This is a genomic window from Rhizobium sp. EC-SD404, assembly GCF_902498825.1.
Classification (GTDB): domain Bacteria; phylum Pseudomonadota; class Alphaproteobacteria; order Rhizobiales; family Rhizobiaceae; genus Georhizobium.
In genome coordinates, this window is the sequence record NZ_LR701459.1 from 1,502,588 (window position 1) to 1,516,521 (window position 13,934).

The 13,934-nt window shown below is 63.7% G+C and carries 12 protein-coding genes; 5 read left to right on the forward strand and 7 right to left on the reverse strand.

What is annotated here, in order from left to right; all coding sequences use genetic code 11:
* Nucleotides 1-55: 55 nt before the first annotated feature.
* From GC125_RS08095 to GC125_RS08110, 4 genes are read right to left on the reverse strand one after another with little or no spacing between them, the layout of a single operon-like run.
* Nucleotides 56-2,113, reverse strand: a complete 2,058-nt coding sequence (locus tag GC125_RS08095) for a hypothetical protein (protein ID WP_151985220.1) — start codon at nucleotides 2,111-2,113, stop codon at nucleotides 56-58.
* 13 nt (nucleotides 2,114-2,126) lie between these two features.
* Nucleotides 2,127-4,940 (reverse strand): DUF4159 domain-containing protein, encoded by a 2,814-nt coding sequence (locus tag GC125_RS08100; protein ID WP_151985221.1) that lies wholly within the window; start codon nucleotides 4,938-4,940, stop codon nucleotides 2,127-2,129.
* Entirely contained in the window at nucleotides 4,940-5,857 is a 918-nt protein-coding gene (locus GC125_RS08105) for a DUF58 domain-containing protein (RefSeq protein ID WP_151985222.1), read from the reverse strand. Before GC125_RS08105 ends, GC125_RS08100 begins: the two co-directional genes overlap by 1 nt.
* Before the next feature lie 14 nt (nucleotides 5,858-5,871).
* Nucleotides 5,872-6,888 (reverse strand): AAA family ATPase, encoded by a 1,017-nt coding sequence (locus tag GC125_RS08110; RefSeq protein WP_151985223.1) that lies wholly within the window; start codon nucleotides 6,886-6,888, stop codon nucleotides 5,872-5,874.
* A gap of 213 nt (nucleotides 6,889-7,101) precedes the next feature.
* Between GC125_RS08110 and GC125_RS08115 the strand changes: the two genes are divergently transcribed.
* Genes GC125_RS08115 through GC125_RS08125 form a run of 3 tightly spaced genes read left to right on the forward strand, consistent with a single transcriptional unit; the run spans nucleotide 7,102 to nucleotide 9,673 of the window.
* Nucleotides 7,102-7,707, forward strand: a complete 606-nt coding sequence (locus GC125_RS08115; RefSeq protein WP_151985224.1) for a DUF1285 domain-containing protein — start codon at nucleotides 7,102-7,104, stop codon at nucleotides 7,705-7,707.
* Nucleotides 7,708-7,715: 8 nt separating this feature from the next.
* Entirely contained in the window at nucleotides 7,716-8,375 is a 660-nt protein-coding gene (locus GC125_RS08120; protein WP_151985225.1) for a CoA pyrophosphatase, read from the forward strand.
* A complete protein-coding gene (locus GC125_RS08125) occupies nucleotides 8,372-9,673 on the forward strand; it encodes a CCA tRNA nucleotidyltransferase (protein WP_151985226.1) in 1,302 nt (433 codons plus the stop codon). Before GC125_RS08120 ends, GC125_RS08125 begins: the two co-directional genes overlap by 4 nt.
* On the opposite strand, the gene GC125_RS08130 is transcribed toward GC125_RS08125, so the two are convergent.
* Both GC125_RS08130 and hemF read right to left on the reverse strand, forming a co-directional pair.
* Nucleotides 9,674-9,868 carry a DUF1059 domain-containing protein gene (locus tag GC125_RS08130; RefSeq protein WP_151985227.1) on the reverse strand — a complete coding sequence of 65 codons (195 nt, stop codon included), beginning with the start codon at nucleotides 9,866-9,868 and terminating at the stop codon, nucleotides 9,674-9,676. It lies immediately after the preceding gene.
* A gap of 85 nt (nucleotides 9,869-9,953) precedes the next feature.
* A complete protein-coding gene (gene hemF, locus GC125_RS08135) occupies nucleotides 9,954-10,865 on the reverse strand; it encodes an oxygen-dependent coproporphyrinogen oxidase (RefSeq protein WP_151985228.1) in 912 nt (303 codons plus the stop codon).
* A gap of 167 nt (nucleotides 10,866-11,032) precedes the next feature.
* On the opposite strand from hemF, the gene GC125_RS08140 reads away from it, so the two are divergent.
* Complete coding sequence (locus GC125_RS08140) at nucleotides 11,033-11,293, forward strand: hypothetical protein (protein WP_126012931.1); 261 nt, start codon at nucleotides 11,033-11,035, stop codon at nucleotides 11,291-11,293.
* A gap of 24 nt (nucleotides 11,294-11,317) precedes the next feature.
* Here GC125_RS08140 and GC125_RS08145 read toward each other — a convergent pair whose 3' ends face one another.
* Nucleotides 11,318-11,788 carry a tRNA (cytidine(34)-2'-O)-methyltransferase gene (locus GC125_RS08145; protein ID WP_151985229.1) on the reverse strand — a complete coding sequence of 157 codons (471 nt, stop codon included), beginning with the start codon at nucleotides 11,786-11,788 and terminating at the stop codon, nucleotides 11,318-11,320.
* A 255-nt stretch (nucleotides 11,789-12,043) separates the two neighbouring features.
* Between GC125_RS08145 and GC125_RS08150 the strand changes: the two genes are divergently transcribed.
* Nucleotides 12,044-13,897, forward strand: coding sequence for an ABC transporter ATP-binding protein (locus GC125_RS08150; RefSeq protein ID WP_151985230.1), 1,854 nt, complete (start codon nucleotides 12,044-12,046; stop codon nucleotides 13,895-13,897).
* Nucleotides 13,898-13,934 lie beyond the last annotated feature (37 nt).

Genomic DNA, 13,934 nt, shown 5'->3' on the forward strand with positions numbered 1-13,934 from the left:
AACGGTGAACCGGTATCCACTTCACCTGGAAACGCTCTAGCCAATTGATCCGCGATCAGCGGCCTTCGCGGTACCAGGTCGAGCCGAGCGCCAAAAGCAGCAGTGCCAAGCCAAGGAAGCCCGAGAAGAGCGGGATGCGGTTGACCCCGATCAGGACGGTCTCGTCGGTGACCCGAAGCGGCATGCGGCCGGCGCCGGTATCGCGCACGGCACCACGCACCGGCAGGATGGTCGGAAGCTCGTTGCCGGAAACGCGGGTGACGAAACCGCCGGTTTCCGCGGCTATCGGCTGAAGCAGCCCTTCGGTGGATACGGTGGCGCGAAATTCCGGCGCATCGATCGCGCCGATATGAGCGAGTGCCGTCAGATCGCCGTTCGCCACTTCGAACAGGCCGACCTCTTCGGTTTCGATTTCGGCGCGGAACAGACCCTCTTCGGCCCGCGAGAGGGCAAGATCGATCACTTCGCCCGCCGGCGTCGTCACGGATGCAGGGCCAGGTTCGTCGCCCATGGTCTGGCGTTCGACGATGAGCGTTCTGCCGCGTGCGCGGGCCGTCAGAGCCTCTTCTTCGAGAGACGGCTCCTTCATGAGCCAATGGGCCACCCGGCGATAGAGATCGACATGCGGGCCGCCGCCTTCGAAACCGCGCGCCCACAGCCAGCCGTGGTCGGAGAGTAACATCGCGACGCGACCTTCGCCTGTCCGGTCGAGGACGAGAAGCGGCGTACCGTCGGGACCATTGAGCACGGTGTTGCCCTGCGGAGCATCCACTTCGACGGCGCGGAACCAGCGGCCCCAGGAGGGCGGTTCCTGCTCGCTGCCCGGCAGGTCGCGTGTCACGGGATGCTTGCGGCCATCTTCCGAAAGGCGCGGGAAAAAGCCGACATCGTTCACTTCGCCGGTCGGCATTGCGGGCAGGACCGGAGCGAGTGGGGTCGTCGCGATCGACTGCGAGCCCGCGTGTTCGGGGCCGGCGGCAATCAGAAGCGCGCCGCCTGCTTCTACATATTGGGCGATGTAATCGTAATAGAGCACAGGCAATACGCCGCGCCGCTGGTAGCGGTCGAACACGATCAGATCGAATTCGTTGATCTTCTCCACGAACAGTTCGCGCGTCGGGAAAGCGATCAACGACAACTCGTTGATCGGCGTGCCGTCCTGCTTTTCCGGCGGGCGCAGAATGGTGAAATGGACGAGGTCCACTGAAGCGTCCGACTTCAGGAGGTTGCGCCACGCACGTTCGCCCGAATGCGGTTCACCGGAGACCAGCAGAACGCGCAGGTTTTCCCGGATGCCTTCCAGTTCCATCACGGCACGGTTGTTGGCCGGCGTGATCTCGTCGTCGAGCACGCCCACCTCGAATTCGAGAATGTTCTTGCCACCGCGCGGGACTTCGAAGCTCAGACGCTCTTCATTGCCGACCGTAACGGGTCCGTTGGCGATTTCTTCGCCGTTCAGCCGTACCGCGACGGAGGCCGGCTCGCTCGATGGCTGGCCGTCGTCGATCACGCGGTAGCGCACCGTCTGTTCTTCGCCGACGATGCCGAAACGCGGCGTCTCGATCAGCTGGATCCGCCGATCGACTTCGTCCGGATGGCCGGTGACGAGCGCATGGATCGGCGCATCGAAGCCAAGTGCCGCGGCATTCTCGGGAATATCGTGAACCTGGCCGTCGGTGATGAGAATCGCGCCGGCAAATCGCGATGTCGGGACATCTTGGATGGATGAAGACAGTGCTTCGAACAGCCGCGTCGAGGGCGCTTCCTCGCTCTCGTCGGTGCGGCTTTCGACAACGCGCACGTCGAAGCGGCTCTGCCGCTCGAGCCGTTCGGTCAGCTGGCGCAAGGCGTCGTTGGTCTGCTCGGTCCGTTCGAGCGAGTTCTGGCTCTGGCTGCGATCGACCACCACGCTGACCACGCTTTGCAGTGGTTCGCGTTCTTCCTGGTAGAGCACGGGGTTGACGAGTGCCATTAACACAGCGGCGAGCGCTGCAACGCGCAGGATGCGGCCGCGTGCGCCCTGCACGATCAGGCCAGCGGCAACCAGCACGGCGCCAAGCGCCAATGCGACGAGCGCGTAGAAGGGCAGCAACGGGGCGAAATCGAGTGTCATCCGACGGGGTGCCTCATTGGCCAAGCCGTTCGAGAAGCGCGGGAACGTGCACCTGGTCGGTCTTGTAGTTGCCGGTCAGCATGTACATCATGATGTTGACGCCGGTCCGGTAGGCGAATTCGCGCTGGGCGGGATCGGCGGGGACGGTGGGATAGATCGGCACGCCATTGCCATCGATCGCCCATGCGCCGGCGAGATCGTTGCCGGTGATGATGACGGAGGTCACGCCATCCGCCGAGGTCATCGTGCGGGTTTCGCCGGCCTGGGGCAGTTGCTCTATCCACATTTCGCCGCCGCGATACCGGCCCGGAAAATCCGGAAGAAGATAGAAAGCCTTCGTCAGCACATGGTCTTCGGGCACGGGTTCCAGCGGCGGAATGTCGAGGTCGGCGAGGATTGCCCGCAGGCGATCGGTCTCCGGGCTGGCCGCATTGCCAAGACCGGAGAACTGGTCGCGCGTATCGAAGAGAACGGTGCCGCCGGCCTTCATGTAGGCGTCGATCCGGCTGATGGCCTGGGCGCTCGGCATCGGCGCTGTCGCACTGACGGGCCAGTAGATCAGCGGAAAAAACGAAAGCTGGTCCGTTTCGATATCGAGACCGGCCGGAGCGCCGGGCTCGAGCGACGTCCGGTAGGCCAGGAACTCGGCCAGTCCGGCTAGGCCGCGCTCAGAGACATTGTCGACGTCATCTTCGCCGGTAAGAACATAGCCGATCCGGGTGGTGTTGAGCTGTTCCAGGATGATGTCGTCGCCGGCGCGTGTATCGTCTGTCTGGGCGCTCGCTTCGGGTGTCATTGTGAGTGAAACCGCAAGGATCGCGGCGATGCCAGCCGCCGAGCGGCCAAGAGCGGGGGACCCCATCCGCAAGCGTCGGGCAAAGCCGGCCATGAAGAGAACGATGGCGCTATCGAGAAGCAACAGGATCATCGCGGCTGTGAACAGATGCGGCCTCAGCGAAACGGCATTGTCGGTTCCGTAACCCATCCGGGTGGCGGAAATGACGTCCGGCCAGGCGACAGGTTGCAGCGCGTCGCGTCCGTCCATCAGGTTGAGCGCGATGAAGCCATCCTCGGTGCCGTAGAGACCAGGCGGATTTTCGGGGCTGACTGTGGGCACTTCATTCGAGAGCACCAGCGGACGTGCTTCGCCGGATGGTGCAACCAACTGGCCGGCGGCGTCGAGCAGTCGATAGGGCGGCAAGGATGCGGGTTCGCCGGCGCTGCCGCCGTCAGGCTGGCCGCCAGCGCTGGACAGCATGACCGTTCGTCGCAGCATTTCGACGAAATCACCGGAGATCGGCAGGCTCGACCAGGTCGCTTCGGCGGTGACGTGGAAGAGTACCGTGCGACCCTCGCCGATCTGGCGGGTTGTAACGAGCGGCGTGCCGTCTTCCAGGCTTGCCCAGGTGTTGGCGGAAAGCTCGGGCGAGGGCTGCGCGAGTACCTGCCGATTGACGACGATGTTCTCGGGCGGCGGCATTCCGGCAAAAGGTCCCTGATCCGGATAGGGCGCAAGGTTCTGCGGTTCCGTCCACGACAGGGCACCGCCGAGCGCACGCTCGCCCTGACGAAGCGTCACGGGAATGAGGGGATCGTTTTCGTCGGCGCCCGCGAGCCGCGGCCCGGCGAAGCGCAGGAGCAGGCCGCCGTCCTCGACCCATTCGGTCAACGGGCCATAGACGTCATCCGGCAAGGTGCCGATGTCGGCCATGACGATGACGGACGGATTGGTCGCGATCAGTTCGGGAATAGCAACGGACAGTTCCGGATCGCGCGGGCGCACGATGTCGGCAAAGGGTTCGAGCGCGCGTTCGATGTAATAGAGCGGGGCGAGCAGCGGCTGTGCGAGGTCGGCCGAGGCGCCCGAGAGCAGGGCGACGCGCCTGCGGCGGAAGCTGTCGTCGAGCAGATAGGCGGCGCCGGCGCTGCGAATGCCCGGCATTGCAAAGCGCGCGAAATCGTTGCGCAACTCGAACGGCGCCGTGATTGAGCCGGTTCCAGCTGTCTCGCCATCCGCGAAATCGATGCTGCCCTCGGCAATCGCTCGGCCCTGAATGTCGTGGGCATTGAACGGATAGCTCACGGCTCCAGCAGCCACCGGCCGCTGCGCTTCGACGACGAAGGCGTCGGCGCCATTCTCGGCGTCGACGAGCGCGACGGCATCCGGTCCGTCTTCGAAGAGCAGAACCGACGCCGCGCCGATCGCTTCCAGCTGTGCAGAGAGACGGTCGGTCTCTTCCGTGTCCGACGTGACGCCATCGCTCAGGATCGCCAAAGTGCCGGGCGCAGTGCCACCTAGCGTGTCCGCCACAGCTGCAAGCGTGCGGGCACGGTCGCCATGCTGGGGCAGGGCGCTTGCAGCCTGCAAGCGCTCCAGTGCCTGGGCGGCCGAGCGCGGGTTCGCGTCATGGGTGGCGTCGGCGGTGAAGACGAGCGAAACGGGTATTTCGCTTTCCTCAGCGTCGGTGATCAGGCGGGATGCAGCCGAGACGCGATCGTCCCAGTCGGCGGCAGTCGCCCAGCCATTGTCCATCACGATGACGAGCGGCCCGCCGGTCGAGATGCTGTTTTCCCGTGGATTGAGGATCGGGTCCGCAAGCGCCAGGATGATGAAGCCGGCAATCGCAAGCCGCAGAAGCGTCAGCCACCAGGGGCTTTTCGACGGCGTCTCCTCACGCTTCATGACCCGCGCGAGAATCCTCAGCGGCGGGAAGATTTCGGCTTGGGGACGCGGCGGCGTCAGGCGCAGCAACCACCAGATGACCGGCAGGGCGAGCAGGCCGAACAGCACCAGTGGCGCGGAGAAGGCGAGTGGCAGCCCGAGCATCAGCCAGCCCTCGCCAAAGTCGTCGCGGGCATGCCGGACAGGTGCATGTGCAGCGCGACGAGCGCCTCGGAAGCGGGCCGGTCTGTGCGATGCGTCGTGAAGCTCCACCCCAGTCGTCGCAGCGCGCCACCGAGAACTTCCCGTCGTGCGAGGTAGGCGTTGCGGTATTCGGCGCCGGCCGTTTCCGCTCGCCCAAGCGTCAGCTTGCCGCCGGTTTCCGGATCGACGAATTCGGTTCGTCCGGCATAGGGGAAGATTTCTTCCACCGGATCGCAGACTTCCAGCACATGGCCGCGGATACCGCGCTTCGCCAGCGGCGCAAGCGTCGCGAGAACCTCTTCGGGTGGATCGAGGAAATCGCTGACGACGATGATGTCGTTTCGAGTGGCAACACGGGTGAGATCGGGAAGCGCCGTGCTCGGCGGTGCCAAAACCAACGCTCCAGCGAGCCGCTCTGCCGCATTGCGCGCCGCGACCGGTTCCATCGCGCCCGGGTAGGCAATGCGTTCACCAGACCGAGACAGGATTTCCGCCAGCGCCAGTACGACGACGAGCGCGCGGCTTTCCTTGGAGACCTGCCCCAGATCGGACTTGAACATCATCGACGCGGATGCGTCCGCCCAGAGCCACAGCGTGTGTGCCGCCTCCCATTCGCGGTCGCGCAGATAGGTGTGGTCATCGCGGGCCGAACGGCGCCAGTCGATGCGCGACAGGCTTTCGCCGGGAACGTAAGGGCGGAACTGCCAGAAATTTTCGCCGATGCCCCGGCGGCGGCGACCATGCCAGCCGGCGATGACGCTGTTGGAAACCCGGCGCGCTTCAACGAGGCAATCCGGCACGAGCGCAGCGCGCTGACGCGCCCTCGCCAGCGCTTCGCTGCTCGATGTGGGTTGAACCGTCTTTCCGAGGGCCGCCATCAGGATCGCTTCACTTACCGCCTCGCTTTTGATTTCACGAGATCGGCGATCACGTCGCGCAGGCTCATGCCTTCGGCGCGCGCTGCAAAGGACAATGCCATGCGGTGCTGCAGCACCGGCTCGGCCAAGGCGTGGACATCGTCGATCGAGGGCGCAAGCCGGCCGTCGTAGAGGGCACGGGCACGGGCGCATAGCATCAGAGCCTGACCGGCACGCGGACCGGGACCCCATGCGACATGCCGGTCGGTGGCCTCGTTGCCGTTGCCGGGCCGCGCGGCGCGCACCAGCGAAAGGATGGCGTCGACCACGGTTTCGCTGACCGGCATCTGCCGAATGAGCGCCTGGATCTCCTGGAGACGCGTCGCATCGAGTACCGCGCCGGCATTGCTTTCACGCACGCCGGTGGTCTCAAGCAGGATCTGGCGTTCCGCGTCGAGTTCGGGATAGCGCACGTCCACCTGCATCAGAAAGCGGTCGAGCTGTGCCTCGGGCAGCGGGTAGGTGCCTTCCTGCTCCAGCGGGTTCTGGGTTGCCAGCACGTGGAACGGGGCCGGCAGATCGTTGCGCTCCCCGGCCACTGTCACGTGATATTCCTGCATTGCCTGCAAAAGAGCCGACTGGGTGCGGGGCGAAGCGCGGTTGATTTCGTCCGCCATCAGCAGTTGCGTGAAGACAGGGCCGCGTACGAAGCGGAACGAGCGCTTGCCGCTTTCATCCTGGTCCATGACTTCCGAGCCGATGATGTCCGACGGCATCAGATCCGGCGTGAACTGGATACGGTTGGCGTTGAGCCCGAGCACCGTCCCGAGCGTCACGACCAGCTTGGTCTTGGCCAATCCTGGAACGCCGACGAGAAGCACGTGACCGCCCGAGAGAATGGCGAGCAGGGTCTGCTCGACCACGCTGTCCTGCCCGAAGATAACCTTCGCCACCTCTGCGCGAATGCGAGCGATATCTTCCAACGCCTGCTCGGCGGAGCGAACGATCGCCTTTTCATCCAGCGGCGTGGCGGTCGGTTGCATGGCGCCCATTGGGTCGAGGCCCTTTCGATCGATTGCTGACGGAGCTCTGGCGAACGGCCGGAACGCTTCTCTCGTTTGTCCCGCATCAAGGATCACGTGACCGCATAACGGAACCGAAGCCAAGCTTATTCCGACGCCCTTCGCTGGCAAGCATGTTTCGAATAACTATGTGGTGAGGTAGCGGGCAAGCTGGACGGAACAATGGCAGGAAGCAAACCAGATATGACGCAGCATGACCCCGCCGGATCCGACAAGGGCGAAAGCGATCTCGCCGCTTTGATCACAAGGTCCGTCACGGGAAGGGGTCTGCCGCCCGTCGAGAAGTGGAATCCGGATCATTGCGGCGACATCGATATGCGGATTGCCGCCGACGGCACCTGGTTTTACCAGGGTACGCCCATCGGCCGGGAGCGGCTCGTGCGCCTCTTTTCCACCGTTCTGCGCAAAGATGAGGATGGGCAGACCTATCTCGTCACGCCTGTGGAAAAGGTCCTCGTCCATGTGGAAGATGCTCCTTTTCTCGCTGTCGAGATGAGCGCAACGATGCGCGATGGTCACGAGGTGCTGACGTTTCGCACCAATGTCGGAGATCTGGTCGAGGCCGGGCCCGAGCATCCGATCCGATTCGAGGCCGTCGAACCCGATGGTGCGCTCAAGCCCTACCTGCATGTGCGTGGGCGGCTCGAAGCGCTCGTCACCCGGGCGCTGACCTATGACCTCGTCGAGCGCGCCGTGACGGACGACCTGGATGGAAAGGCGACTGTCTGCCTGCGATCGGGTGGTGCCGTCTTCCCGATCATGCCTGCCGCCGACCTGGCCGCCGGGTGACATCGACCATGTGTTTCGAAGATCAGGTGGGGCTGCAGCGCTTCAGCGCCGAGACATTCCGGCAGCGTGCCGTCCAACACGAGCGCAGCGCCAACGAAATCGCGGAAGCGTTCCGCCACCATGGCGATCATGCCTTGAACCCGGATATCGCAGATCAGCTCGAGGCGGTTGCGCGGCGGGATGCGGCCGTTTTGATACCGGTGATCGACGATGGCGCGGCCGATGCGCGCCTTATCCTCACGCAGCGCGCCGGAAGTCTGCGGCAGCATTCCGGACAGGTCGCTTTTCCTGGCGGTAAGATCGATCCCGAGGACGGCTCGCCAGAGGCGGCTGCAATCCGTGAGGCGCAGGAAGAGATCGCGCTCGATCCTGCCTTCGTCACGCCTGTCGGTCAGCTTCCGCCTTATCTGACCATGTCGGGATTCCGGATCGTGCCGGTTCTTGCGATCGTGAAACCGGGATATTCGCTCGTTCCCAATCCGGATGAAGTGGCCGAGGTCTTCGAGGTGCCGCTTTCTTTCCTTATGACGCCTGAGAATCATATCCGCGAAAGTCGGGTGTGGCAGGGACGCGAACGTCATTATTACACAATGCCGTATGAGAATCGGTTCATCTGGGGGGTGACCGCGGGGATTTTGCGGATGCTCTATGAGAGGCTTTACGGATGAATACGGACGTAACGGGGGATGTCGCTTCGAGCGCTGAAACGCTGCGCGAGGCGCCGTGGTTCACGGCTGCCGCGGTTCAGCGCGTTCTCGATCTGCTCAACGACGATGCCGCCGATACCCGGATCGTCGGTGGTGCAGTGCGTAACGCGCTTATGGGGCTGTCGGTGGTCGACATCGATCTCGCCACCAATCTGAAGCCGGAAGAGGTCGTCGCGAGGGCCGAGACGGCGAAGATCAAGTCTCTGCCCACAGGCATCGAGCACGGGACGGTCACGCTGGTCGTGGATGGCCAAACCTTCGAAGTGACGACGCTGCGCACCGACGTGGAGACGGACGGGCGACGGGCTGTCGTCGCGTTCGGCACCGATTGGGCCGAGGATGCCGCGCGGCGCGATTTCACGATCAACGCGCTCTATCTCGACCGCAACGGCGAACTCACCGACCTGGTCGAAGGACTACCCGATATCGAGACGAAGACGGTCCGGTTCATCGGCGACGCCGATTTGCGGATATCCGAGGATTACCTGCGCATTCTCCGGTTTTTCCGCTTCTTCGCCCACTTTGGCGGCGGCCGGCCGGACGCCGATGGGATTCGTGCGGCTGCGCGCCACAAGGACGGCATCGCCAAGTTGTCGGCCGAGCGGGTCTGGGCCGAGCTGAAGAAGCTCCTTTCCGCGCGCGACCCATCCCGTGCGCTTCTGTGGATGCGCCAGTCGGGTGTTTTGACGGAGGTTCTGCCGGAAACGGAAAAATGGGGGATCGATTCCATCCATGGCCTCGTCCACGCCGAGGAGGCGTTCGGCTGGGAACCCGACCCGCTCTTGCGGCTGCTCGCAATCGTGCCGCCGGACGAAGCGCGGCTGGAGGCGATGGCCAAGCGCCTGAAGATGTCACGCGTGGAGGCGCGCCGCCTGCAGGCCTATGCGCGCGCGGAAGATCCGGCCCATGGCGCTACGGACGTCGTCTTCCACAAGCACGCTTACAGGGCGAGTGGACCGGCCTTGCTGGATCGGCTCAAGCTCAAGCTTGCATCTGCCCGGATGCGGGCGAGGTCGGAGACGGGCGCACTTGCGGAGGCAGCCGGCTACGCGCGGCTCATCGAACGGCTGGAAAAATGGCAGAGGCCGGTTTTTCCAGTCAGCGGAAAAGACCTGTCTGAGCTTGGGGTGAAGCAGGGCCCGAAGCTCGGTGCTATGCTGGCGGACCTCGAAGAGGCATGGATTTCGAGCAATTTTCTCATGACGCGCGACGACCTGCTTGCAAGGGCCGCCGCGCAAATCGCTGATAAGGAAAGCTGATCAACAGGCCTGTCGGCTCGCTGGTCCGTCTTCTATGCGCTGCTTGATGTTGTCGACCATCGATTCACGAATAACGGTTTCGCCGTGGGTCGTGCGCATATGGTCGACGGCGCGGCGCACGACTTCCGCCTCTTCATCAGCGCTCGTCTGCCAGGAACAGCCAGGCACGAGCGATCCGCACTGGAACGTCTTCATGATCGTTTCCTCCTTTGTCCGGAACTTGAAGACTACCAGAAAAACGCGCTTCAGCCCAATTTGTTCGTGACAAAGGTGGTCGCGGTCAGGGCCAGCGCACGACCGGAGGCAGCGACGACAGGATGGAATCGACGTTTCCGCCGGTCTTCAAACCGAAAATCGTTCCGCGATCGTAAAGCAGGTTGAATTCGACGTAGCGACCGCGCCGCACGAGTTGCTCGTCGCGGTCTTCTTCCGTCCAGCCCTCGTTGAAATTTGCGCGCACGAGCTTCGGATAAACGATCGCGAAAGCGCGGCCGACATCCTGCACGAAAGCGAAGTCGGCGTCCCAGCCGCCCTGTTCCTCGTGCGTGCGGAGCCAGTCGAAGAAGATCCCGCCGATGCCTCTGGGCTCGTTGCGGTGCTTCAGGTGGAAGTATTCTTCGCACCAGGCCTTATAGCGCGGGTAATCGGCAACCTTGTGCCGGTTGCACGCGATCTCCATCGCCCGGTGGAAGAGCTGCGTGTCCGGATCTTCCTGCGTCCGACGGCGGTCGAGCACGGGGGTGAGGTCGGCGCCGCCGCCGAACCACTGGCTCGAGGTAACGACCATGCGCGTGTTCATGTGCACGGCAGGCACGTTCGGATTGACCGGGTGCACGATCAGCGAAATGCCCGACGCCCAGAACCGCGGGTCTTCGTCGGCGCCAGGGATCTGGCTGCGGAATTCGGGCGAAAACTCCCCGAAGACGGTCGAGGTGTGGACACCGGCCTTCTCGAAGACGCGTCCGTTCAAGAGCGACATGACACCGCCACCGCCCGCACCATCATCGCGGCTCCAGGGCGTCTGGACGAACCGACCCGGCTCTTGGTCGGAAAGGGGACCCTGAACTTCATCCTCCAGCGTTTCGAAAGCGGCGACGATCGTGTCGCGCAGCGTTTCGAACCAGGCGCGTGCGCGCACCTTCTTGCCTTCGATGTCATCTGGATGTGTGGCCGGAAGGTCCGGTCGTTCCATAGCTCAATGCCCCCGTGCGGGCGGCCCGTTCCGCCCAATCCGCAGTTTGCCCGGCAAGCCGCGATTTGCAACCTGCTTGGCGTAGCTTCGCCGCGACGATTCGACTCGCTTTCGCCAATACCGATGTCTATCTTTTGATGATCAGGACTGGAAGTCGCGAGGACATGATGGTTCGTCGACAGCCGCAACCTCCAATGGAGGGCCTGCGCAGGCAGATCAGCAAGGGGCGGCGCGAAGGCGCCACGGGCTCCACGTCAACCTTCGTGCGCGAAACCTTCGTGCTGCCGCGCATGGCGGCTCGTGCCAAGGCACGCGAATGGCTCGATACCTGGCCCAAGGCTGCCTACTGGACGGAGATCGAGACCTGGCGGCAGCTTCCGGACGACCGGATCGAATTCACCATGCGGCGTCTGCCAACCGCCGACTGATCTCTAACGCGTTGCCCTTCACTACTATTCGACGGCGAATGCACCCGTCTGTCGGAGGGCCTCACCGGCGACCATCGCTGCCGAAATCGCCAGATTGAGCGATCGCATACCGGGCTGCATCGGTATGAGGATGCGGGCATCCGCCAGCGCATGGACATCATCCGGAACGCCGGCGCTTTCGCGCCCGAACAGAAGAACGTCGCTCGGATCGAACCGGAAATCCGTGTAGCGGACGGCGCCTTTCGTCGTCGCGAGCACGAGGCGCCGCTTCTCTTGTGCCCGCCACGCTTCGAAGCCGTTGAAATTGATGTGGCGCACCAGCGCTGCCTGGGCCGCATAATCCATGCCGGCGCGCTTCAGCGCCTTGTCGGAGAGATCGAAGCCCGCAGGCTCGATGATGTGGACGGACAGGCCGAGACACGCGGCCATTCGGAGGATCGTCCCGGCGTTTCCCGGAATGTCGGGCTGATAGAGGGCGAGTGAGAGGCTGTTCATGCGACGCGCCTATGCCAGTGTCACAATGCGCTGGCAATGGGATGTCGGAAGCGGACCAGATCGGTCTGGCGAAATCGGTATCGACGCACTATCTGGCTGAAACAATCCTTCTGCCCTATCGGCGATCTCCCACGCGCGGCCGGACCGATCTCTCGGTTCCATTCCGAGAACATTGTTCATGCGGTGCCGTCTTTCAGATCGCTTGTCGCGGGCACGGTCCAGCGCTTGCTGGAAGCAATTTTGAAAGACTTTCTGATGTTTTCGTGGTTCGAACGCCGTCTCAATCCCTATCCCGAGGCTGATCCCGAGCGTCCGCCGCAGGGCTTCATGGCGTTCTGCTGGCATTATTCGAAGGATGCCGCACCTTATCTCATCGCTATGGCCTGCCTGACGGCGATGATTGCGGTCGGGGAAGTGTTGCTCTTCGGCTTCCTCGGCTCGATCGTCGACTGGCTGGCGACGGCCGACCCCGAAGGCTTCCTTGCGCGCGAAGGCTGGACGCTTTTCGCCATGGGCGCGCTCGTCCTGATCGGCCTGCCAACGGTGGTCTTCCTGCAATCGGTGCTGATCCACCAGACGCTGCTCGGCAACTACCCGATGATCGCGCGCTGGCAGATGCACCGCTACCTCCTGCGCCAGAGCCTCACCTTCTTCGCCAATGAGTTCGCGGGTCGCGTCGCCACGAAGGTGATGCAGACCTCGCTTGCCGTGCGCGAGACGGTGATGAAGATGCTGGACGTGTTCGTCTACGTCTCGGTCTACTTCATCTCGATGATCGTGATGATCGCGGCGGCGGATATCCGGCTGGCTATACCGCTGGTTTTCTGGCTCATCATCTATGTGTCGCTGGTCGTTTATTTCGTGCCGCGCATGCGGGCAGTCTCCAGCGTCCAGGCCGACGCCCGCTCGATGATGACGGGGCGTGTGGTCGACAGCTATACGAACATCTCCACGGTGAAGCTCTTCTCCCATGCGGGCCGTGAAGAGGCCTATGCACGCGAAAGCATGGATAGCTTCCTCGGAACGGTGCATCGGCAGATGCGTCTGGTCACCATGTTCCAGGTCCTGATCTACGTGAACAACGCGATCTTGGTCTTTGCGGTGGCTGCGCTTTCGATCGGTTTGTGGCTTGGCAATGCGGTCTCCGTCGGGGCGATCGCCGTCGCCATTGGCCTCGCACTGCGCATGAACGGCATGTCGCAGTGGATCATGTGGGAAGTCTCGGCGCTCTTCGAGAATATCGGCGTGGTCATCGACGGCATGGACATGATGGCGAAGGAGCGCGAGGTCGTCGACAAGCCCGGTTCCAAGCCGCTGCAGACGCGGCTGGGACGCATCGATTTCGAAGGCATTCGATTCCATTACGGCAAGGACAACGGCGTCATCGAGAACCTGACATTGTCGATCGCCGCCGGCGAGAAGATCGGGCTGGTCGGGCGGTCGGGCGCCGGCAAGACGACGCTGATCAACCTTCTGCTGCGCTTCTACGACGTCGAGGCGGGCCGCGTTCTGATCGACGGGCACGACGTATCGGAGGTCACGCAGGACAGCCTGCGTTCGCATATCGGCGTCGTGACGCAGGATACCTCGCTGCTGCACCGTTCCATCCGCGACAACATCGCCTATGGCAAGCCGAGGGCGAGCGATGAGGATATCATCGAGGCGGCCAAGCGGGCCAATGCATGGGGCTTCATCTCGGAACTCAGCGACCAGCAGGGCCGGACCGGGCTCGACGCGCATGTGGGCGAGCGCGGGGTGAAGTTGTCCGGTGGCCAGCGCCAGCGCATCGCGATCGCGCGCGTGTTCCTGAAGGATGCGCCGATTCTCGTGCTCGACGAGGCGACTTCGGCGCTCGATTCTGAGGTGGAAGCGGCGATCCAGGAAAACCTGTTCGATCTCATGGAAGGCAAGACGGTCATCGCGATCGCGCACCGCCTGTCGACGATCGCGGAAATGGACCGGCTGGTCGTGCTGGACGAGGGCCGGATCGTCGAGACCGGCACGCACGGCGAACTGGCGGGACGCGGCGGTCTCTATTCCGACCTGTGGTCGCGCCAGTCCGGCGGCTTCATCTCCACGGATCCGCGGCGCGACGAGGCGGCCGAGTAGGCTTTCCTCAGCCAAACGCGCGCTTCCACGATTGCGG